The organism is Paenibacillus sp. 19GGS1-52, from assembly GCF_022369515.1.
In the GTDB taxonomy this organism is placed as follows: domain Bacteria; phylum Bacillota; class Bacilli; order Paenibacillales; family Paenibacillaceae; genus Paenibacillus_AQ.
The window spans coordinates 367,971-390,746 of sequence record NZ_CP059724.1 but is presented as its reverse complement, the minus strand read 5'-3'; the positions used below and the strand labels follow the sequence as shown (position 1 = coordinate 390,746).

The 22,776-nt window shown below is 43.5% G+C and carries 22 protein-coding genes and 1 pseudogene; 3 read left to right on the top strand and 20 right to left on the bottom strand.

The genetic code is table 11. From position 1 onward, the window contains the following. Positions 1-35 precede the first annotated feature (35 nt). On the top strand, positions 36-884 hold the full coding sequence (locus H1230_RS01870) for a LysR family transcriptional regulator (RefSeq protein ID WP_239713971.1): 849 nt from the start codon (positions 36-38) through the stop codon (positions 882-884). On the opposite strand, the gene H1230_RS01865 is transcribed toward H1230_RS01870, so the two are convergent. The 15 genes and pseudogenes from H1230_RS01865 to H1230_RS01795 all read right to left on the bottom strand — a co-directional run bounded on the left by H1230_RS01865 (position 881) and on the right by H1230_RS01795 (position 17,042). After that, positions 881-1,534, bottom strand: a complete 654-nt coding sequence (locus H1230_RS01865; RefSeq protein WP_239713970.1) for an NADPH-dependent F420 reductase — start codon at positions 1,532-1,534, stop codon at positions 881-883. The two genes, H1230_RS01870 and H1230_RS01865, sit on opposite strands and share 4 nt — an antisense overlap. 351 nt (positions 1,535-1,885) lie before the next feature. Continuing rightward, the gene (locus H1230_RS01860; RefSeq protein WP_239713969.1) at positions 1,886-3,004 is read right to left on the bottom strand and encodes a GNAT family N-acetyltransferase; all 1,119 of its coding nucleotides are present in this window, start codon (positions 3,002-3,004) and stop codon (positions 1,886-1,888) included. 357 nt (positions 3,005-3,361) lie between these two features. Further along, the gene (locus tag H1230_RS01855) at positions 3,362-3,739 is read right to left on the bottom strand and encodes a collagen-like protein (protein ID WP_239713968.1); all 378 of its coding nucleotides are present in this window, start codon (positions 3,737-3,739) and stop codon (positions 3,362-3,364) included. Between the two features lie 136 nt (positions 3,740-3,875). Beyond that, entirely contained in the window at positions 3,876-4,256 is a 381-nt protein-coding gene (locus H1230_RS01850; RefSeq protein ID WP_239713967.1) for a hypothetical protein, read from the bottom strand. 441 nt (positions 4,257-4,697) lie between these two features. Next, on the bottom strand, positions 4,698-5,024 hold the full coding sequence (locus tag H1230_RS01845) for a heme oxygenase (protein WP_239713966.1): 327 nt from the start codon (positions 5,022-5,024) through the stop codon (positions 4,698-4,700). A 51-nt stretch (positions 5,025-5,075) separates the two neighbouring features. Next, positions 5,076-5,760 (bottom strand): annotated as a pseudogene (locus H1230_RS01840) (ABC transporter ATP-binding protein). Beyond that, positions 5,760-6,881 (bottom strand): ABC transporter permease, encoded by a 1,122-nt coding sequence (locus tag H1230_RS01835; protein WP_239713965.1) that lies wholly within the window; start codon positions 6,879-6,881, stop codon positions 5,760-5,762. The pseudogene H1230_RS01840 and the gene H1230_RS01835 overlap by 1 nt, the downstream one beginning before the upstream one ends. 123 nt (positions 6,882-7,004) lie before the next feature. Further along, the gene (locus H1230_RS01830; protein ID WP_239713964.1) at positions 7,005-7,400 is read right to left on the bottom strand and encodes a hypothetical protein; all 396 of its coding nucleotides are present in this window, start codon (positions 7,398-7,400) and stop codon (positions 7,005-7,007) included. Positions 7,401-7,789: 389 nt separating this feature from the next. Further along, the gene (locus H1230_RS01825) at positions 7,790-9,664 is read right to left on the bottom strand and encodes a GGDEF domain-containing protein (RefSeq protein ID WP_239713963.1); all 1,875 of its coding nucleotides are present in this window, start codon (positions 9,662-9,664) and stop codon (positions 7,790-7,792) included. 279 nt (positions 9,665-9,943) lie between these two features. After that, positions 9,944-10,213 (bottom strand): CGNR zinc finger domain-containing protein, encoded by a 270-nt coding sequence (locus H1230_RS01820; RefSeq protein ID WP_239713962.1) that lies wholly within the window; start codon positions 10,211-10,213, stop codon positions 9,944-9,946. A gap of 410 nt (positions 10,214-10,623) precedes the next feature. Continuing rightward, positions 10,624-12,867 carry a U32 family peptidase gene (locus H1230_RS01815; RefSeq protein ID WP_239713961.1) on the bottom strand — a complete coding sequence of 748 codons (2,244 nt, stop codon included), beginning with the start codon at positions 12,865-12,867 and terminating at the stop codon, positions 10,624-10,626. A 24-nt stretch (positions 12,868-12,891) separates the two neighbouring features. Continuing rightward, complete coding sequence (locus H1230_RS01810; protein WP_239713960.1) at positions 12,892-13,083, bottom strand: hypothetical protein; 192 nt, start codon at positions 13,081-13,083, stop codon at positions 12,892-12,894. 765 nt (positions 13,084-13,848) lie between these two features. Beyond that, positions 13,849-14,838: a quinone oxidoreductase family protein gene (locus H1230_RS01805; protein WP_239713959.1), complete on the bottom strand. Its 990-nt coding sequence runs from the start codon at positions 14,836-14,838 to the stop codon at positions 13,849-13,851. A gap of 95 nt (positions 14,839-14,933) precedes the next feature. Then, the gene (locus H1230_RS01800; RefSeq protein WP_239713958.1) at positions 14,934-15,767 is read right to left on the bottom strand and encodes a helix-turn-helix transcriptional regulator; all 834 of its coding nucleotides are present in this window, start codon (positions 15,765-15,767) and stop codon (positions 14,934-14,936) included. Between the two features lie 615 nt (positions 15,768-16,382). Continuing rightward, positions 16,383-17,042 (bottom strand): TetR/AcrR family transcriptional regulator, encoded by a 660-nt coding sequence (locus H1230_RS01795; RefSeq protein WP_239713957.1) that lies wholly within the window; start codon positions 17,040-17,042, stop codon positions 16,383-16,385. 139 nt (positions 17,043-17,181) lie between these two features. Between H1230_RS01795 and H1230_RS01790 the strand changes: the two genes are divergently transcribed. After that, positions 17,182-18,000 (top strand): oxidoreductase, encoded by an 819-nt coding sequence (locus tag H1230_RS01790; RefSeq protein WP_239713956.1) that lies wholly within the window; start codon positions 17,182-17,184, stop codon positions 17,998-18,000. A 97-nt stretch (positions 18,001-18,097) separates the two neighbouring features. Here H1230_RS01790 and H1230_RS01785 read toward each other — a convergent pair whose 3' ends face one another. From H1230_RS01785 to H1230_RS01770, 5 genes are all read right to left on the bottom strand, one after another. Then, positions 18,098-18,937, bottom strand: a complete 840-nt coding sequence (locus tag H1230_RS01785) for a GNAT family N-acetyltransferase (protein WP_239713955.1) — start codon at positions 18,935-18,937, stop codon at positions 18,098-18,100. A 598-nt stretch (positions 18,938-19,535) separates the two neighbouring features. Further along, positions 19,536-19,742, bottom strand: a complete 207-nt coding sequence (locus H1230_RS31570) for an SRPBCC domain-containing protein (RefSeq protein ID WP_481857109.1) — start codon at positions 19,740-19,742, stop codon at positions 19,536-19,538. A gap of 240 nt (positions 19,743-19,982) precedes the next feature. Then, positions 19,983-20,609 carry a DUF2306 domain-containing protein gene (locus H1230_RS01780; protein ID WP_239713954.1) on the bottom strand — a complete coding sequence of 209 codons (627 nt, stop codon included), beginning with the start codon at positions 20,607-20,609 and terminating at the stop codon, positions 19,983-19,985. A 126-nt stretch (positions 20,610-20,735) separates the two neighbouring features. Continuing rightward, positions 20,736-21,077: a DUF3291 domain-containing protein gene (locus tag H1230_RS01775; protein ID WP_239717017.1), complete on the bottom strand. Its 342-nt coding sequence runs from the start codon at positions 21,075-21,077 to the stop codon at positions 20,736-20,738. Between the two features lie 54 nt (positions 21,078-21,131). After that, on the bottom strand, positions 21,132-21,962 hold the full coding sequence (locus H1230_RS01770; RefSeq protein ID WP_239713953.1) for an NAD-dependent epimerase/dehydratase family protein: 831 nt from the start codon (positions 21,960-21,962) through the stop codon (positions 21,132-21,134). Positions 21,963-22,390: 428 nt separating this feature from the next. Here H1230_RS01770 and H1230_RS01765 point away from each other — a divergent pair, with 428 nt between their 5' ends. Next, complete coding sequence (locus H1230_RS01765; RefSeq protein WP_239713952.1) at positions 22,391-22,768, top strand: hypothetical protein; 378 nt, start codon at positions 22,391-22,393, stop codon at positions 22,766-22,768. Positions 22,769-22,776: the final 8 nt, after the last annotated feature.

The window sequence follows — 22,776 nt, the reverse complement described above, 5'->3', positions numbered from 1 at the left end:
TTGCCATGCCACTATACTAGGGATGAGAGTGACTCGTGAATACGGAATTTTTAAAAGGATTTATGGAAACAGCTCAGACGAAAAGTATATCCAAAGCAAGCGAGGCTCTGCATATATCGCATACTGCACTCAGCAAACAGTTGAGAAGCTTGGAGCAGCAGTTCGATGTACAGCTTTTTGTCCGTTCCTCTCAAGGAGTTGAATTAACCGATGCCGGAAAGATCTTGTATGAATCCTCAAGGGCATTGCTTGATCATATATCTGCACTTACAAAGTCGCTTGAGCCCTATAAGATATGGCAGCGTATTCGAATTGGTACGGTTCCCGATATCGCTTCACAGTATCTATTGGCTTCGTTACACAAATTAGAAAAACATGGCCACGAAGTGGAGTTAGTATTCCGGCAATCCACAACAGATGTATACAAGCTATTGTTCAATGGGGAAGTGGATCTGCTCGTTGCGGAACGAATCTCCATGCATCCTTCCATATGGATGGGTGATCTGTATCGGGAGCCTTTATTTGTAGTCATGCCCAAGGAACATCCGTTTGCAGCAAAAGAGGCTATCACACTATCCGAATTAAGCAGCCAGCCTCTCGTTCTTTATACTGAAGGATGTACCATTCGTGCCAAATTGACTGATCTATTCACACAAATGAATTACCCCATGAATATAAAAACAGAGGTTAACTTCAAAGAGGTTATCCTCGGTTATGTGGTCAATGGCGGGGGACTCACAGTACTGCCTGAACCAAATATTACGCAGTTATCAACGGATCGATTAGTCAGCGTGCCATTAAGTCATCCTGATGCCCAAAGAACAATTGCCGTGTTTAGTACGAATCGAGCCAAAGGCCAGAAGCTTTTCCGGTTACTGAGTTAATTTGCAAGTACGGCTTCCTTGATACCAAAAACTTGGAGTGAAATATAAGGATAGGTACCATATCGGACAGCAAGCTCCAATTCCAGCAGTGTGAAACGTTCAATCGTGCGATTATTGGCTAACTTCCCTGCATGAATAAAACGAAATGGAAGCGGGTCGAAGCGCTCAATGAATAGGTTTACAGCCTCGTCATCATCCCCGGTAACGAGTACATCGCTTTGTTGACCCTGAAATATCGGGTTCTCAAACACTTTGAAAAACGTATTTTTAAAAGCGCCAACCACTTTGGATTCCGGTAGTAAAGACTGCAGACTTTCAGCAGAAGATTCACCCCAGGCCGTAGTAAATCCGCTGAAGTCCTCGTTAAAGGGATTTGAAATATCGACAACTATCTTATGCTTAATTTGTTCTTTATTAGCAAGTGCCCAATCCATTAATGCCGATACGGGAAAAGCGGGAATAATGATATCTGCCTGAAGTGCTTCCTCATAAGTGCTGATAACGATCTGATCAAGTTGAAAGCTTTTTTCCAGCTCTGCTGCTTCTGCCGGATTACGTGAACCCCACAACACTTGACCCTTTACATGTGCTGCTACTTGTTTCACTAAAGCCTTCCCCATATTGCCCGTTCCCAGTACGCTGATTTTCATGATCATCACTCCTTCTTTGAATTGATTTCAGCTTATCAAAGAAAGTGAATCTCCAGAAGTTCTACAATCTCGTACCCATCCCACTTTTGGTTTCGGCACTGGAACAATTAATCCGTCACTTATGATACGGTTCCCAGCAGTGTCTGTAGTATCCTAGGCATGATGTACTTAAGATTCATAATTTTCATAAAGGTGTGAACACTCCGAATTTGCCCGTAAAGCTTCCGAAGTATTCTCGACTTCTTGTTATCAAATAGAGGAATAAGCCAGAGGCACACTCTTAAGTGTTCGCCTCTGGCTTATTTTATTGTCTTATATGGGGTTATCGTGATTGGTTGGCAGTTGGATTAGTCAGAATTTATCAACCTTGTACCAGAATATGGGTAGCGGAAACCATCCTACGGGTACAGTTACTGCCATATAACGACTGTGTTGTGTAAGCAGAAGCGCCTGAGCCTGCTGCTTATTAAGGACAACTGCATCGGGCTTAGCAGACCGCTCGACAGTCACACCACTGACATCCACTCGCACAGTAATCGGCTGACCGTCCATGACTGCGGAGAATTCTCCCTGAACAAGCCCTGTAGTCTTGTACTTAAGTGTCAGATAAGCCTCCAATACATTGGCAAAATCCAGAATATGATACATATCAGAGGTCTCAATAACATAGTCTTCAGCAATGCTGCCAAGCGTCCTGTTCAGCGGAATGTCATATTCCGGCGTATAAATAGTTATCCGCTCTGCTCCGCTATATGCCCTATAAGCCTTGATCGTCCGCGAAATATCGTCCGCATTGGCCATCGCGAATTCAGATATTTCATCGCCCGCTTCGTTTACGATCAGATACCCGATCAACTTACCTTTATCTAGGACGCCCAACGCATTTTGATGGAGAGTCTTGAAAATAACTGGCAATTGCTGTACGTTACGTTCAATATAAGCAAGCCGCGAGGTGTTCATGTTATGCGCAAAGGATTCTGCTCCTTCAATCTCGAATAACGGGCAGAAGGATATTCCCGTGTCGTTTATATGCTTTAAGCCATGGCGCACGTTGGCCTCGCCTACGAAATACTTGAACTTTACACCGCCAAGTGTGAAGCCGAAATACTCATATCTCTGCCGCTGGCCATATAATACAACCATATCACAAGTATTGCTCAGTTCCTCAAGCCACATGTCCATGAGCGCCTTCATATGCCCTTCGCCACGCGCCCGAGGATGGACCGATACAGTACCCAAATAGCCCGCTTGCAGAGTATGGTCACCTACCGTCAGAGGTGCTGGAAAAACAGCCACCTGTGCGCGCAGCCTGCCTTTCTCATCCACAGCAACCTTATGCATGGCTGAAGAATCTATGTTCTTTCCATACGCTTTGGGCATCAAGGTTTCAAAATCTAAGCGAAAAGCGTAGTTGGCTAAATCTATGCATTCATCGCGCTCATTCGGAGTTGCCATTCTGTATTTAACCATTTGCCCTATCCCTTCAGTTTAAATATAATTACCTTCCTAAACTATAATTCTAGAAGCATATTCAATGTCCTGCCGGGTAGCGTAGTAGAGGTCGACAAGGAACTGGCGATATTGATAGCCTGCGCAAGTCAGAGGCTGAGCGTCAACTGGTGGACAGCGGGTCCGCAAGCAAAAGTCCCCCTCCTAGCAAAACACCTTTTCAAACCTGCTGCGAACTTCCCCTCAAAAAAATTGCGATACAGATTCCTCACTATCCACTGCAAACCCGAACCGTCGACTCTTGGATGATAGCGGCAAACATGAAAAGTCGCACCACAAAGAGAACAGCCCGCAGGCTGTTCTCTTTCGCTGTCTGTCTTAGAAGCACGTGAACGAGCGAATCTGATTCAGATCGATGCCGAAGTACCCCCAGAAGAAACCGAACCATCTGAACCCTGCAACAGAATTACGGCCGACAAATACCGGGAAGAACCAGAATTGCTCGCCGTTGTTCAGCCAGATGTATGTGTTGCGGAACATGCAGCGTCTGATCCCACCCGGGTCGATGGCAAATGTGGTGGCCGACATTTGCGGTACGAATTGCGGTGGAGGAGCCGTCGGCGCTTGAACGCCTCCCGGTGCACCTCCGGGGGTCCCCGGAAATCCTCCTGGAACACCCGGCCCTCCCGGCACGCCAGGTTCGCCCGGGAATCCCGGAAATCCTCCGCCGGTTCCCGGTGTTGGAAAAAAACCCATATGTGATCGCTCCTTTCAATGAGTATGCATAATCATCATATGCATTCGCGGAGAGGGCGCTTGGGCGAATATCCATAAAATCAGTTGCGAGAAGCCAATTCATCACCGGACGCTTTTCGCACCTACGCTTTCTTGTCTAAATTAACGCGTTGAAATGGCCCTCTGAGTTTACCGTTGCCGTCCGGGGATCAGTCAGACCGATGCCCTTGAGGCCGCCCTTTCCTTCAGTCCGCCAGAGTGGGGGATGGTCTTGAAGCGGAGGAGCCAGTACAAAATTGACTGAGGTGCTACTCCCACTTTTCTGCATCTGTTGGGCCTCCAACAGTCGAATTTTCAGTTGCAGCTGCTCCCGGCGATAAGGAGTCTGCCTCTCTCCACCCTGGGCTGCATTCACCTTGTCCAGTTCCATCTGCAATAAGTTTCGCTGCTTCTCCAGGGAACTGACCTCGCTTTGTGTGCCACCGTAAGCTGCAATGGCCTGTACCGGGCTGATGCCTGATATTGTCTGTGCCGCCATGATTTGTCCCTCCGTTTCCTTGGCTACTACTCCAAATTCAACCAAGTTTAAAAGTTCTAATCATTCCTATTACCCGACCGCCCCCGCCATGACAACAGTCCAACCGCATATAGGATAATAATCGTCACATAGTCTCAGTCAGTGCTTGTTTCAACCATACTAAAGACCCACTGAGGACCGGTAACATAAACAAGCTTGTAGGAAAAATATCCACGTTAACCCCGGATATCCGTTCCGTCATTAACAGTGTCCCTTAAATCCCATATTTAAGGCCAGAAAATGAGCCCAGCCCTCGGTCATGCACATCCCGCTGAACAATTGAAGGTTGGGTAGTCTCCATTATAAATATTGTACATATAATTATGGGCGCCTTACGGGACACAGGACAAAACAGCGGTGCAAGAGCTTAGACTCGTATCGCTGTTTTGGCGTCCTCATTATTTATATTTCTTTTACAGATGCCACTTCATAAGTAATGATCTCACTTCCGAGAATTGGAGATTCTTTCTTTGCTTCCTCTGAACCCGGTTCTGGACGTTTGTGTGCCGATTTGAAGGCGTCGCTATTTCTCCAAGCTGTAAAAGAATCCATAGTCGCCCAGTACATATTTACATTTAACTCATCGTATTCGGTTAAGTTCTGTGTCAACAATACTTCTACTTTCACAAAGCCTTCGGAACTGTTTAGCGGGCCTGGCGCTGTAAAACCCGGTGCCATTACTGCACCCATTCCTTTTTTCACTTTAATTCTGTTCGTGACGACGATCATCTTTACCATCTCCTTACCTTTGTTGAAATTGTAATGGTTCACCATATTAGATCAAGATAATTTGCCGTCTTCCATCCGGTATTCCTTATCGCAGTAAGCAAGCAGCCGTTCGTCATGGGTCACCATAATCGCCGCTTTATGACGTGTTCTGACCTCATGGGCAATCAAGGAGACAACCTCATGGGCGCGCTTGGTGTCAAGGCTTGGTGTCAAGGCTTGCTGTAGGCTCGTCCGCCAAAATAACATTGGGATCGTTAATTAATGCTCGGGCAATCGCAGTACGTTGTTTCTCGCCCCCCGACAGTTCCTCCGGATAACTCTTCAACTTTGTGCCCAGACCCAGTTCTTCAAGCAATTTTACGGCAAATGCTTTATCTGCTGCAGTAACCTTCCCAGACATCCGCTTCACGACTAGCAACTGATCAAGAACGTTCAGGTACGGAACCAAATTTGATGCCTGCATGATGAATCCAACCTCATGCAAACGGATGTCAGATAGTTGATTGCCTGACAGCTTCGCTATGTCCTGCCCATTCAGCTTAACTTCTCCCTCAGAGGGTTTGAGCAATGCGCCTGCAACGGATAAGAAGGTGCTTTTGCCCGAACCGGACGGCCCTACAACCGCGATGAATTCACCCGGCTCCACTGTAATCGACACATTATCCAATGCTGAAACACGGTTCGAACCTTCATTGTAAAACTTTGAAGCCGCCGTAATTTGCAATCCCCTAGTCATTATTCAACCCTCCCAAGCGCTTGAAGCGGATCAATTTTCGAAATCGTGCGAACCGATACCAACGAACTGAGCAATGAAATCACCAGCAAAACGATGGAATACGTGAATACCAGCTTCGTATCAAGCATAAATGGCATGCCTTTGGGCATGATTGCCGCTGTCCCATAAGTTAAGATTATGCCAACTATAATGCTAGAGAGTGATAACACGAACACCTGTGAGACGACCGCTTTACCCAAGAACCCATTTTTAGCTCCGATCGCTTTCATGATCCCAAACTGGTTGGTCTTCTGCATCGTAAATACATAGAAGAACACGCCAAGTACGAATGCTGAAATCGCAAGCAGAAACGCAAGCATCATCGTGATCGTACCATTCTCTTCCTTGTATCCAGGCATTCCCTGTACTGCTGCCGCACGAGTAACCGTATCGGTACCCGACAGCTGTTCATTAATGGCATTGGAATCAATATCATGGCCTTGAAGCATTATCCCATTCACGGGTTCCGTGACCCCTTTATCCGATCCTGGTGCCGCAAATGCAATCTTTCGCCACTCTGCAATGGGTGTGAAAACAGCTGCTACGTGGTTATACGTCTGATCCTTGACAAAACCGGCGATAGTCAATGATTCCGTCGATCCATCCAATTGGAAGGTGTCCCCAAGTTTATAACCCTCGTCTTTCATGGTCTCATTTACTATTACCTGCGTCATATTATCGGCTGTCAGCCCTGTACCTTCAATAATCTTGGGTTCTAAAAAACTCCCCGGGTCAATCCCTATAATAGCTATATCTACTTTATCTTCATTCACTGTGCTATTTCCTTTGATTGCCGATGCCAGGATGGTTCCCATGGGTGAAACGGCATTTACATTCGGCATCTCTGTTAATTGTATTGTCAATTCATTGGACAACAGAGATTTACTCATCGAAGCTTTGGATCCTTGTTCAAAAACTACATAATCAGCCTTCATATTCTTGAACGTCGAAGCCGCTAGTGTAGATAATCCATTCCCCAAACCAGATAATATGAATACCAACCAAGAAATAAGCACAAAAATGATCGCAATCATCAAAAACCTTGTCTTGTTGTGTTTCAATTCCTTCAATGCCAAGAACATCGTTTATTCCTCTCCTCCACAAAAAAATGTATTTGACACTCGTGTCAAATTAACCAGCTTCTATCCGACTTACACTGAGTATGCACTATTTCTGACACCCGCGTCAAATATATTATATGTTCCTTAGTGTTTACCCGCTCCGCCAAGCCACATTTGGTACAATAACTTACTCCATTGAGATGTAGGAATATTCATCATATTGGGTGTTTCAATAAGGTTAAAAAAGACACCTATGACGACAGGAAGCGGAATACTTGGATTTAAGTGTCCCTCTTCCTGCGCACGGACGAACAACCGCTCAAGTTGATTTTTTAAAGTGATATGTGCTTGATCAATAAATTCAAGATCATTGGCCGCCGCAGCAGAATTAGCTTTATTAATTTTATACGCATCTCCAAGCAATTGATGAAAATTTGCCTCTTCCAGATATACAGTTAGCAGATGCTGAAGGGCATTCATACAATCCGTCTCATCTGTAGCTGACGCGTTTTCTAGTACATCTTCTATTGTCCGCTTCATACATGCAGCAACAATCTCTTCTTTATTGGAATAATATTGGTAAATCGTGCTTCGTGCCCCACCAGACTTTTCGATAATAATTTAAGCTGAAACCCCTCATAACCGTGTTCGAGAAGCACTCTCTTGGTTTGGTCAAGCAACTCCGATTCGGTATAAGCCTGCTTTCTGCCCAAGGTTAATCACCATCCCTAATTGTACAGTAGTCTTATTGTAACAAAAATTACGCTCAGACGGGGAGTAGTATTGTTAACTATAATAGCAAGCCTATTCTGCTTATTTATCTCAGACTTTTTAAAATCAAAACCGCAATTATTGTTGTATGATACAATTTCACGTCCTGTAACCCTGCCTAGGAACAACGTTCATGTGGCATAGCATGCTCTTATTCACTAAGAGCAGACCGCTCCTGCTGCCTGGTTCCGGCCGCTCGTCTTTGCCTTGTACAGCTGTGTATCCGCTGCTTCCACCAGAGCACGCGCATTGTCTTCCGGGGAAGGAACCATCCAGGCTGCGCCCGCACTAATGGTTACCTCTTCTGACACCTCTGATCCAAAGTGCGGAAGATGCAATTGCCTGATCTTCTCGCACATGGCCTCGGCAGTCTCCATTACCCTGGTGAATACATATCCAGGCAGAACAATCGCAAATTCTTCGCCCCCATAACGGGTCAAGATTGCCTCATTGTCCCTTTGTTCCAGCGAGGATCTCAAGACTTGAGCTACTGCTCGGAGGCACTCGTCACCTTGCAGATGTCCGTAGGTATCATTGTATCTCTTGAAGAAGTCTATATCGATAAGTAGAATAGCCAGCGATAAGCCCTCAGCAATGCATCTATCGAACTGCTCTGTGAGGTGTTGTTCGAAGAATCTCCGGTTATACACGCCAGTTAGGCCGTCTACAACAGACCACTCTCTCAGTTGAAGATTAAGCTCTTTCAATTTTCTGTTGCTGTCGGCTAGTTCCATTGTTCGTTCCCGGACCTTTATATCCAGGCTGTCATTCACCCCAACCAACTCCTCCGCGAGCAGTTCTGTCTTGTTGAACGCGAGGGAAAGCTTCTTGGATAGAACTAGCGAGAAGGAACATGTGAAAGCTGCAACTCCCACGACATTGGAGCTAAGCTCCGCTACACCAAACATTGAACCAAATATATCGAATAATATCGCCACAGTGAATATAATGTAACCCACCAGAGCATATAATGCCCCTTCCCGATTGTGAACAGCTGCACATATTATGGCGTATAGAGCGTAGATTGTGGCTAACACCGTAAGGATCTGATAATACATCAATATCCGGAAATAGATGTCTGCCGGAGTTAATACAGTAAAAATTATGTAAAATGCCGATACAGCCATGATGAATTTGATGAACACCGCTGGAACTTCAGCGGGAAACAACTTGCGGAAGAACGTCGCAATCAAAGGAACCCCGATATATAAACAGATATATTCCATCCTTAAGGCCAGCCGCCATGGGAACTCCGGGAACATTTTAGTTAGGAATATCTCATCTACCATAAGACTGCGCAGAGCCACAATCAGGCAAAAAGCGCCAAAATACAGAAAGGAAGTATCCTTTCGCCGGAGAAGACCAAGTCCAATATGATAAACACCCGCCATCACGACGAGACCCAACAGAATGGCAGTAAACGCGGTCTTCCGGTCATGGCTAGCCCCGATTTCAGCTGCCGACCCATAGCGGATTGGCTCCCACATACCACCGGAATAGTTGTCATAATTGGATATCTGAATAAGAATCTGCACCCGCTCCGACCTCGGTTGAAAATAGACCTCCTTGGTTATCTTCTGTGGGACACTGCTCTTGGGATCTGTTCCAACTGTGCCGCTGACCGCGACCAGGCGGTCATCCACCCATACCTTATAATTCGAATACATGACCGGAATAAGTAGTCCTCTTATCTCTCCAGTCTGGTCTACCCTTAGATTGATCCTGAAGGTAGCATACCCCTTTCTGGGAAGGTGCTCCCCTTGCAAGACAAAATTATTCCAATTGTTCGGCATCTCCATAAATCCTGTCATCCGCGGTATAGATGCTATAAAATCATCAGGTGCAAGAAGCTGATTCCAATATAATTCATAGAATCCCCTTAACTCGAGGAGCTGGTTCTCCTTCTCCCCTCCACGGACATCGAGCACCCCTGGTCTGCTCTGAACTGGAATTGCTGACTCCCCAATCTGCAGACTACAGCCGGTTGCGAGGAACGTGCTGATTAGCATGATCAAACCCAGTCTTTTTATCATAAGCTGTGCTCCCTTAGTTGCATGCAGTGTAAAAATAGCCTCTCTTGATATTATCGACTGTAGAAGCTGCCCATTGTATAGCTTGTGTGGCAGGGGTAACTTTGACTCATGCCTTATGATGGAGGCCCCTGAGTTTAATTTAAATTAAGTATTCATCACTGTTACAAGATGCACATTTCATCTACATTTCCCGCTTCACCTCGGCGACACCTTATTTATAATACGGTTCACCTTGCATGATATAACGGCTAAATTTAGAGGCACCCATCAATGGGTGCCTCATGTCTGAAAAGGTGCTCCGGTTAGGTGTAGCTCATTGGCCGGGGGAGCATTCGCCAATATTTTATTAAGGATTTTTTCTTGATCATGCTGTGAAAGAGATAAAGGGTCTCCCTCAAGCAGGGCCAGTCTATCCGTTTCTTGAAGCCATAGCACAAGACTTTCAAAATTATTTAGCAGTTCCGTTCGTATCCCCTTCACATTTTTCCGTGTATTCACAAAATCTAATGCAAAGTGGTTTCCAATAAAAATAAACGGTGGTTTTTCCATAATACTCTCCTTTCGATTTGCTGTTCGCTTAACCATAACCCACTAAAATACCGATTACGAGTTACATTTCGTTGGTATCCTTCTATAGAATGGACCAGGATTAAGTGGTTTAAATGCAAAAGAATAGTAGATATCGTTAATTGATCTTTTGCTGCTGATACATAAGGATTTTAATCCTGGACTGGAGATTGTGGTATTTGTCGGCGAGCTGAATTATATCGTTAACGGGGAGGGGGCAAGTTTTAGAGCCGCCCAGTACTGGACGGCTCTTTCTTGTTCTTTTATGTTAAGCTGAACGATTAGCAAGAAAGACAGCGATATACTGGTCAGCAATACGAAAATCATTTCCACGATTAATCTTTCAAATCCATCAAAGAAATACTCTTCGCCAGAACCATCCCTTTGGCTACCTACACAATCTCTTTATTAAAATGTCCTCTTGTGTCTGTTTCCTGATTAAAGACAGCATTATTCATTGAGCCATTTAATTTACCTGACGCCATATTAATGACTTTCACAACCTGCTCTTTTGATTCAACTGTGAAGTTTAATCGGAGCGCCTCGATTCCTTTGATGTTTGGTAGCTCATCTAAAAGATTAAGTGTCTTCCCATTAAGGAGAGTCGTTGTACAATCATTATGGGAAATGATAGGGAACGTTCCGTGCTCATCTTTTAACTCATAGCTCTTCGTTTTGCAAATTCTGCATTGATTCATTTTTTTCATCGGACAATATTTTGTAAACATCAAAGGAACCTTACCATATACAATCATTTCCAGTGCAGGATAGCCGTCATTTTCTTCATAATAGGCATTCATTAAATCTTCAATTTGGCTCTTATTCAATTCATAAGATAAAGTGACTCGTTGTGCACCTAATTTATATAATTCATAGCAACTAGTAGCATTAACAACATTTAGAGAATAGTCCGTAACAAACGGATTCGTTTCTCTGTAGTGATAAATTCCACCATATCCTCCGATTAGTAACTGCCCTTCTTTTTCCTTATAATCAATCTGATTTCTTCTAACAACGTTTTTAAAATAGATTTCCTTAATTCCACAGCTCACGCAAGCATCATACTGCTCCTTAGTCGTTACAGAGGCCGTAAGGTATGGTTTTACAGGGGCAAAGCTTATTTTTTCTTTTGCTTCCAAAGCCTTGGTTCTTTTCTTCTGGCTGTTAAGCTTTAAGTCATATAAGCCCAGGACAATCTCTCTTCTTGCTGCATTTAACAGTTTAGCTGGAATAAATGCATTGTTTTCCTCAAACTCAACGTGATTAAGTTCGAATATCGTATCATTTAATCTTGAAAATTGCTTGATTACCTGGTCCTTCGTTGTTGGATTATTAATGGCTTCGCCTAGTATTTCCTCGCTTTCATATGAATAATTAAAGCCTAAGCCCTCCGCATCTATGAAAAGCTTTGAATCAGGACATGCATATACTCTAATATCGAGGTTAAACCGCTTAAATTCTTTTTCCAGTGATGATTCTAATTCTTTGTTATAGAAATAATCCTTCGTTTTATATACTAAATCTCCCTCAGACATCTTTTCTTTGATTTTGAAATAGCAGACATCTTCTGCTTTGTTGATTAATTCGCCCTCATTATCGTACAGTTTTACAACAGTTAAATTAACATCTTCATTGTTGTGACTTATTCGAATGGTATCGTTCTGATTTAAAGGACGTGTAAGTGTTATTTCATACGTATCTTTAATAATCTTGCTGATTGTTCCAATTTCATAACCAAAGTGATTAGGTCTTAAGATGTTTGTAATATCTTTCTTATCTTCGTGAAACAAATATCCTTTAGTAAATGTTCGATTGAATGTTTTCTTCAGATTTTCTTTATCTTCTTCGGTTATTTTATGATCTAAGGCCATGCGATATTTGGATACAACATTAGCAACATACGTAGGCACTTTCATTCGGCCTTCGATTTTTAAAGAATCGATTTCTTTTAAATCATGGATGTAATCGATTGTGTTTAAGTCCTTAGTAGATAGAATATAGCTGTTCCCTAAAGATGTATCTGTTGTTTTATCCATTAGCTCATAATCCTTACGGCATGAACCCACACATCTTCCGCGATTTGCGCATCTATAGCCGAGTAATCCTGACATTAGACAGTTTCCCGAATAAGATACACATAAAGCACCGTGAACGAAAATTTCTAAAGGTATCTCAGCAATTTTTTTGATCTCTTTTACTTTTTCAATCTCAACCTCACGGGACAGAACAACTCTTTTAGCACCAAGTTCTTTAAATAATAAAGTTCCGTCTAAATCGTCTATTCCCATTTGAGTTGAACAATGTGCTTCCATATCAAGAAAGTTTTTAACGATATAATCGAAAGCAGTCAGGTCCTGGACGATAATGCCATCAACACCGATTTTATTTAATTCATGTATCTGCTCTTTCATCTCTTCAACTTCATTTTCAAAAACGATGGTATTCATTGTAACATAGAGTTTAACGTCCCTCAGGTGCGCATACGTAACAGCCTCTTTTAACGATTCTAAATCAAAATTAGATGAGTATGCACGTGCACCAAATTTTTGCATTCCCAAGTATATTGCATCACAACCATTAGTAATTGCAGCTTTCAAAGCCTCCATATTTCCTGCTGGAGCTAATAATTCAGTCATTTTTTCCTCCTTATGATCCATAAATTAAAAAAAATTTGTAGTACTTGTGATACGTTCTCCGTAACATGGAGCTGCATCACCATAGCTATCCTTGAGTTTATCCCGATGGAGCAGCATGATGCTGTGACCCAGCGCATGGAGGAAGTGACGCGGGCTTACTAAGAGAGGCAATAGAATATCATGCGTAATGAAAAAGAGAACACCTACGATGGACATTCTCCTTTGTGTGGCTTGTTAAAGTGTGGGGTAAGGTGGGGTGTGAATAGGGTCAGGTGTCGATACATCGCCCATCTCACATGTTTTTCTAGATTCGCCAGGGGCTCCAGGTCAAGCTGAGGCACTTCAGTTGCTAGACTTTGATTTCAAAGGTTGTATTTTCCCCATATCCAACCAATTTACAATTTTTTCGCCGTTACTTATGATACGGTTCACCGTAACATCTACAGAGCGAAATTTAAAGGCACCCTTTTGGGTGCCCTTCATTGTTTGGTACAGGGTTTAATTGGTGTTTACGAAAGCTCAGTTGTCCGCAATAAAAAGTCTACACTACTAGCTATGTTGAATCAACAATACGATCATTAGTTGGGAAGAAGATGGTCGATATATATTGGAGCCCTCTCACCGAGAAATATTATTCATGGCATATGAACTTTCACAGTAGCCTTTTCCCATGTACTATAAGGCTTCTCACCAAAAAATTGGCTTTACTTGTAATATGGTTCACCGCGCTTGGGACATCCACAACGAAAAGGAGACGCAAGCTGACGCCACTGCATCTCAGTATCCAGACGAAAAGCACCAGGTCGACAAGATCGAGATATTTTTGATGAGAAAAGAAAGCCCCATCCGTTCGAGCCGATGGGACTTTCTGCTGTGGGGACCCATAGTGTAGCAATCCATATTTCACCATCCCCTGGGAACTTTGAATCTCATAGCCCTATGTCAAAGCCCTTATGCTGAAATCAAGTAAAAGCTTCAGGCTTACATTTTCAAAACTAGCTTTCCGACTGTGTTTCTCTTTTCCAAGAGAGTAAGTGCTTCTGCAGCATTTTCCAGAGGATACACCCCTTGAATCTCCGCATGTATCTCTTTTCTTGCCAGCATACTTAATGCTTCTCGCGCCGCTATTCCGGTCTCCACAGGATTACTGTCGCTATATCCACCTAATGTAAAGCCTGCGTACTGATTATTGGAAAACCATATTTGATTAAAAGAATGCATGACATCCTCTTCACCGCTTGCATTTCCCACTACAACCAATTGCCCCAAAGGACGAAGTACCTCTAAACTTTGTTTGCGCATATTTCCCCCGACAGGGTCAAAGACGGCATGAACGCCTTTTTTTCCGGTTGCCCGAAGGGTTTGCTCTATAAAATCGGTTCGGAGAAATAATTCGTCGTATCCTAGGGATGCTGCCAACTTCACTTTCTCGGCACTTCCGACTGTTCCGAATACCTTTCCTGCCCCCAGACGTTTCGCCATTTGCCCCAGATAGCTGCCTAGCCCACCAACCGCTGCATGAACAAGTACATTATCTCCCGTTCTCATTCTATTTACATCTTTTATGGCGAGGTAAGCGGTCGTCAGATTTACAATGGAGGCTGCCGCTGTCGCTAAGTCGAGGTCGGCTCCTAATTGATCCAACGGAACCGTTAGATCCGGCCGCACATTCGCCATTGATGCAAAGCCGTTAAGATCATGCAGTGTCATCGAGGCAACGGGTTGTCCAACGTAGAAGCCCTCTACTCCTTCCCCCATGGCACGTACATACCCTGACACTTCCAAGCCAGGAGTAAGCGGCATCGGAAAAGCGGAAATGAAATCACCGCGGCTCAGTAACACTTCGAAATAACCTACACCGGCATAAGCGACATCAATGGTCAGCATACCGGGTACTGGTTGCAGATCAGGCTTTTCATGAAGTTTCAAACTTTCAGGTCCTCCGGGTTGATCAATTATTATAGCTTTCAATTTCGATAACCTCCTATATTTGGTATAGGTCCATTATAATTGATGCCCAAGAAGGTAACCTGTTTGCAGTTATACAGGTATCCAGACTAACAGGCTTATTTCTGAATATCCGCCAGTTTTTGCTCAGTATCGGTACCCGCGACGGGAGTAAATACACAGCAGTGTAGATTTTGATTGCCGTTAATATGAGAAAAGGTGTTCAATTGAAAGAATAATCGCCCTGCGGTGGGATGGTCAAACGTGTAAAGTATGGCTTTCTTCTGCTGCACATCGTGCAAACGCCATAACGTCATGAATTCCTCGCTTTCCTTGCACATTTGCCGCACGAATTCCTCATTCCAAGGATCGTTTACTTTTTGGTCAAAATACGAACGAAATACCCCTAAGGTGAAATCGGCAAATTCCTTCCAATTCGCCAACTGGTTGCGGAGGTTTGGGTGGGTAAATATCAAGCGTGCCATCACACGATTCTCAGCAGGAATCGCATGGAAATCCACAATGATTTCTGAAGCCATCCGGTTGTAGGCCAACACTTCAGTTCGAAGGTTTGCGATGATCGCAGGATAGTGCAATTGATCGATAATGTTCTGAAGCCCTATATTTATTTCCTCACTGTGAGGGGAAGAGTCCCCATCACCGCCGTAATTTGCCAAGCGAAGCAAATGAAGATGTTCTTCTGAAGACAACTGCAAGGCTTTTCCTATACTCTCAATTACTTCTCTTGAGGTGGTGATGACTCTGCCTTGTTCCAGCCAGGTATACCATGTGATGCTTACTCCCGCGAGATGAGCAACCTCTTCTCTGCGTAATCCCGGCGTTCTTCTTCTTCCAAAGCGGCCGACCATCTCAACATGATCCGGTTTAATCCGCTCACGGCGGGATCTTAAAAAGTCTCCGAGTATTTTGATTTTTTCATTTTCTAAAGACATTCGATAACCTCTTTCTCAGCAATCGATCTATCAGCTTAATCTTTTTTTGCTATACTCCCAACTGAAATCTTTACATATCAGTTGCCATCGTTACTGAATTTCGACATGCGAAACAATATCTCTGTCGTCGCTTTTATTATAGTTTAATGCCTTCTCCCTGGTCCAATAATTCAAAATGATTCACTCACTTGGTAGCACTCCCTTATAACAAACCCAAACAAGCCCAAAATAACGACGCTAACAAGTTTTTATTCCCGAGGTAAGGAAAGATATACCCGATAGATTCCGAAGCTGTTTAAGGACCAACCAAGAGAAAACCCACAAAAACTTCGCCCTACTTGTGATACGGTTCCTCGCGCTGTCTGTAACGGCAAGTTTTAAGGCCATCCTTTGCGGGATGGCCCTTTCGCTTTGTTCAACTATCGTATCCTTAAGACAATCATTACTTTTTCTTTACTGGTATCCAGATCTCACCTTGCTGTACGAGAGATAGACGGTAAGGCGAAAGCCCGGTGAACAGGCCCAGCGATTTCCGGGTCCATTCCACTCGCTTCCGCACTCTTCGCCTCCTGAGATGCTGTGAATCGGCAGCTTGCTACTATACGGGTACTGCACTTATTTGTTTACCTTCAGATTATGATTTAAATAACTCACCGTAAAGGAAATGAACTCAGAAAACTCGTTAATGAAATCAAGAGATTTATAATTTATGTCCAACTGCTCCATGGCCTCTTTTTGGATCGGTGTTGGTGATGTATACGGAAATAATCCAATTAAATAGTGCGTTTGCACCCGAAAAAATTTATCGATCGTTTTATCATCCCATACAGGGAAAACGTATTTAATTACATGATTTAAATCAACCGTTTCAATGGAGAATTGGCTTTTAAAGCTAACAAGCTTCTCCAGAGTCACATTCCTCTCGATGATTGTAAAAAGCATTGAAATTAACTTTAGGAACCGTTGGTGCCGATACACTACCTCTGCCCATCTTTGTGAAAAAGCCTGGATTTCATGAGTCATTTCAATAGTGAAGTTTTTTTTAAGGTCACTAATCCAATCCTTGAATTCATCCAGAACGACAAGAAGAAAAATTTCTTCTTTTGAAGAAATATACTTATATAGATTGCCACGCGTAAACGTGGTTTCTTTTGCGATTTTAGCTAAATCAATTTCATGAAATTGCTCTGTATCAAAGAGCTTAATAGCTGCATTTTTAATTTGCTCCACTCTGATCTTTCGCTGTGTATCATTTCGTACCCGATCAAATTCCATTAGTTTAGTCTCCCTTCGAAAAAAATTATAGCATAAAAATCTTGCGTAACCATAAAGAGTACACTATAATGGCCTTAAGTGACGTGACGTCACGTCAATAAGGGATATTTGTTTGAGAAGAAACGAGGAGGAATGCGCATTGAATACGCAAGGTGTTGTTTTAGTCACTGGTGCATCGGCAGGGATAGGTAAAGCTACCGTAAAGTTGCTTTTACAGGAAGGGTTCATTGTTTATGGGGCCTCCAGACGTGTGGAGCAGATGCGGGACATCGAATCCAAAGGCGCACATATTATGGAAATGGACGTCACGGATGAAACATCCATGAAAAATGGCGTTAATCGCATCATACAGGAACAGGGTAGAATCGACATTTTGTTCAATAATGCGGGATACGGTTCCTACGGAGCAGTCGAAGATGTGCCGATGGAAGAGGCACGGCGCCAATTCGAAGTTAACCTTTTTGGATTAAGCCGTTTGACACAATTGGTGCTCCCTCAGATGAGAAAACAAAAATCAGGGAAAATCATCAATACTTCATCTGCCGGCGGGAAAATCTACACTCCGCTCGGCGCATGGTACCACGCTGCAAAACACGCCCTGGAAGGATTCTCCGATTGCCTTCGTCTGGAAGTCAAACCCTTCGGTATCGATGTGGTCATTATCCAGCCGGGAGCAACGGAAAGTGAATGGTTAGGGGTTGCATTTGAGCATGTGGAGAAAACCTCAGGGAATACAGCCTATAGTAAAATGGCCGCCGCCTTTATAAAAACATTTGAGAATCCAAGTAGTAAATTTTCCCCTGATGTTATTGCACGATTGGTTTTAACCGCAATTCAATCCAAAAAACCGAAAACAAGATATGTGGCGGGCAATGCCAAATTAGCTTTGTTCATGCGAAAAATCTTGTCCGATAGAATGTTTGACCGTTTGGTCTATAAAATGTTTAAAATAAGATAAGTTAGCCCGCGCAGTCTGTAACGGCAAGTTTTTTAGGGCCATCCTTTGCGGAATGGCCCTTTCTTTGATATCGATTTGTTCGACAGATTGAAAGGTGTCATCTTGAAACAAATGTATGCTCAGCGAAATTAGACTGCTCTATAAAATCATTTCTTTCGTAAAATCTTTTGGCCCCGCTATTTGTTTTTGCCACACGCAAAAAAATCTTTTTCATACCCATTATATTCGCCATTCGATGAATACAATTTTTCAACATCAGACTTCCATACCCACGATTCTGATATTCAGGGAGTATAACAAAATCTCGAATGAACTCACCTGCTATAATATAGGCCCCAATTAAAGTATCCTCAATCCAAAAAGATCTTACCCGATCTTCTGATTCGTAACTTAGCATGGATTGTAAGAAAGCATCTTTTGATGGTGTTTCTGTGTTCCAACCATTTTCAACTTTCAAATTATAATAGGCTTTGTCGAACAGTTGAATGAAATCATCAAGCATAGCTGAGGAAAATCCCTTTTCAACAAGTGGAGCCATCTCTAGCGTCTTATTTTCCTTACTAAAATCGTATTGTAGCTGAAAGCCTTCCATATCGGTCGCAAAACCAAGTTTTTTTGCAAGCACAACTATTTCTTCATTACACCCGTATATGTTAAAACAAACTTCCCTTGTTTCATTGGGGTCTAAATGTCTTTGTAGGCTTTTCGCCATAAGATTTATCAAGGTTTCATCATGACTATATCGAGAAAAGGCTGCATACGCGATAATACAATCTACATTCTCAACCACACAAAAAACACCATGATTATCATGTGATTCTTCATAGTGAACAAGAGTTATCGTTTGATTGATAAATGCATCATGTACATAATTCCTCGCACCCGTAGATATTAAAGAAATTAATTGGCATACTTTACTTTCCATGATATTCCCCATAATGCCCCCACCTTTAGTACAAATATACATACAGTTTAACAGCATCTATAGGTAAAAAATATGTAAAAACACTTATAATTGATTACCAACCATATGGTAACATCATGATGCTGAACAATCGTTATAAAGATGTGCAACTCTCTCCGTTAAACTTAAAACTGATTCAAGAAGTTTTAAGTACATAGTCCTCTTCCCTCCGTGGGATGTGACGAGGATGTTTCACTCAAAATACGATAGTCCTATGCACCTTTTCAGCGTAACCATAGCCCTGAAACCTACACACATATATACAAATCTATGCCCCGCAAGGAACTCCGCAAAAAAACTTGCCCTTATTTAGGGTACGGTTCACCTTACACACTATAACGGCTAAATTTAAATTTCCTCGAAGCCTATAAACTCAGTTAATCTTAGATCAGCATCCCATGCAAAGCATGTCCAATCTAATTCTAACCCTGGACATCAAACTCAGTTGCAACATCTTCAAGGAAGTACGATGAGCGAATATCCTCTTTATCATTAAGAAAGGGGTGGTTGATATGGCGAACGTATCAGGGCCGGGCTCCAACCCGAGCAGGACTAGCTCTAATCGACCTAGCTAGTAATTCCATCCGGCCCGATGCGTACGTCTGCGCGAAACCGGTAAACCGTCGTGCGTTAAGATCAGTTGAGTTCCGTTGCTCTGCTCTCGTAATTGAATCTCAACGGTGCTGGAGCCTTGCGGAAACGAGTCCGATCCGGTCCAGCCCCAGGTGAACATGACCTTCTCGTTTGGCTTCACTTCCAAGTAAAGTCCCGCCACCATGTCCTATCGGGTGAAGGGATCATACTTCCTTCAAAGTCCCCTTCCGTATCCTCCGTTTGAGCACTCCTCTCCCTTTCCTTTCGTCCAGTCGAGACGATTTTCCTTCCATACTAGCTTTTCATCGTAAAACCTGCGTCATTGGGGGCGCGGCACGAACAACATTCCACCGTACGCAAAATAAAACCGCGCCATGGATGCGCGGTTTTACGGATCGTTTTGGCATGGCATGGCAGTTGTGAATCATTGCCGCTGCCGCAACCTCATTCTGGAAATCACGACTTCTATAACGAGCAGATTTGGAATCCAACAAACCCAAGCGACAACCCGAAACCCCGCCTCGAAATCGCCAAACAGAAGAGCCAGCGGCGCTAACCAGATTCGAAGCGTGACAGCTGCAAAAGTAAGCGCATAACTGCGAAGCATCCATGCTTTATGAGCTTGGATGTCTTTGGCCATAATTTTCCTCGTTGCAGTAAGCGTCGTCGCAACCCACAATACATCGAGCGACATGAACCCAAGCCCGGCAATCCAACCTCCTGTGGCAAAAAGGGATAAATACACACTCACGATCCCACTAACTGTAATCAAAAGAACATATCCATACCCCAATAGGCGATGCCAACGTTTCCTAGCATTCATTGGCTTCATAAATAGTTGAAAGGGTCCTATGATCAAGGCAACTATCGCGGTAAAAATATGGATGTATAGTACATATATCCATGGTTTGAGTTCAAAATTCGGCTTTTGCAATTTGAAAGAGACAAGTCCTGCATCACTAGCTTTAAGCACGCCATACTGAACAATTGCGTATCCGGCAATCGAAAATGCGAGAATGAGAACGAGTGCTCGGATCATCTTATTTCCCATATGAATTATCCTCCTCCGTTGATGCACCGTTAAGCTGTTGCCCCTTTACACTCTATAGTGGCTATAGGGTCAATACCGATCTTCTCGATTGAAGCACCAGCTAGGGGTCGAAAGGGACACACAAATTCACCGCTTGTTCTGGTCAAGTTTCCTGCCGTACTTTTGATGCAAACGGATCTTCGCTTCCTCCCAGCTCGGAATAGTTTCGGCCTCCCAGTGGACGGCCTCCAATTCATCGCCAATTCGGCGTGAGATCCGCATGGCCTTGGCGTGATTGCCGTGATTGCGGTATTCCAGCATGCGATCCTTGTTCTCCCATACCGACATCGTCCAGCCTACTCTCCAACTGTCGCGTGTGAGGTCGGAATAGAGCAAGCCCGCAGCCATATTCAGTTGCTTCGTTGACCGGACGATGTGGTAGATAAAATACGGGAACGCCCACATGCTCTTCACTCGCACCCGTGTCACTGAAATCAACAACGAAATCTCCCCTTCCACGAAACATCCATCTTCGTTTTACAGTTAGAAATAATAACCCTTCCGAATATCATCTAAAAGGGTAGGATGTACTGGACCCCATCCCAAACGCTTCTGCGTCAACACACTGGACGCCGGATTATCCGTTTTCGTGAAGGGTGCAAGCCATCCGAAATGTTTACCTGCTTCTTCAACTCCAATGCCTTGGGCCGGCAAGTTCAGATGGAGGCCCAAAGCCGTGGCGATCTCTTGAAACGGAATGCCCTCTTCGCTCACCGCATTGTTCACTAGATTTGGGAACAAGCCCGTCTTATCGCCTTCACCGTGTACAATCGGTGGTAGGCGTACAATCGAGGGACGTACCCCCCGATTCGCCAAGTCTAAGGTGGTATGTTCAGAAATGATGCGTAATCCACCTGGGGATTGTGGATCCCCAGCGCTGTCCTCCGTTCCGAGACGGCCGGGAGTAAGCGTCATCGTAGGCATCGCGACGACAAACGCCCGGTCACCGGCGGGCAAGGCGGTGCCAAGTGTCTCGATGGCTCGCGTGTCGGTCTCAATTGCAGCCTTCATAAACCGCATCACCACATGACGAGGATTCCCGCCGAATAAAACCCTAAGCCGAGTTGGAAGGCCCGCATGCGAGAACTTGTGGAAGAAGGCCAAATGAATGACCCCGTCTACTGCAGCAGCCACTTTGCGCAAGCCTGCTAAATCCTCAATCGAACCGACTTGGACCTGGGCACCGAATGCCGTAAGCCGTTTACCGGCTTTTTCAGAACGGGCAAGACCAACCACTTGGTGACCGGCATCCAGCAGTTCGCGAACGACCGCCCCTCCGATGAAGCCTGTCGCCCCTGTAACCAATACTCGCATTTTCAAAAAGCCCCTTTCCTATCGGTAGAATGTTTACTCTTAGTATAGGGGATTGACCACTGCGGTCTTTGCCTTTTCCGTCGGAGTTTTTGCCTGATTCAACATATTCCGCCGCTTCACTCAGGCCCAAATAATCTAGATATTGTGGACAAACCTATTTCAAGTTCTGATTTTAATGGAAGAGATTTTTGGCTTACTTCTTTTGAATAATATAATATAGAGGGGTGCATAAATTGCACCTCTTTTATAATTAAGGAGGGATTCCTATCAAACGAGTAATTTTTGCTTTACTTTCAATTATAGTAATATTCGGTGTTATAGATTCTTTAAACAATGGTTTTATAACTTTCAAATTTCTAAAACCAGTTGTTAAAGAGACTAGCCTGGTCATTGAGTCCGCTTCAACTGATGAACAAGCATTTATCGATTTGAAAACAAAAGTTGAAACGCAAATTCCAGATGGTTTTGTAACATTACAAAAACCTACAACTTTAGGAAATAGTTCAGAGTATATCTTCGCTACCATTACCACAACTTTTAAAAATATAAATTATAAAACTGCAACCAATTTAACCCTTGATATTTTACCTTTACCCAAAATTAATGATCAGATCATCCTTTATTCAAGAGATGTTCAATATGTTGAGATTTCTCCTTTTTCTAATTCAACTACTGCTATTTCAATCCTCATTAAAACCAAAAGCACTAATAAAAATGAAATTATCAATATTTTAAAAAATGTTGAATTTCAATTAAGTTGGGGAAAAGAACATAAGAAGGTTTTTAAATTCCAAACTATATTATGACGTTTCTT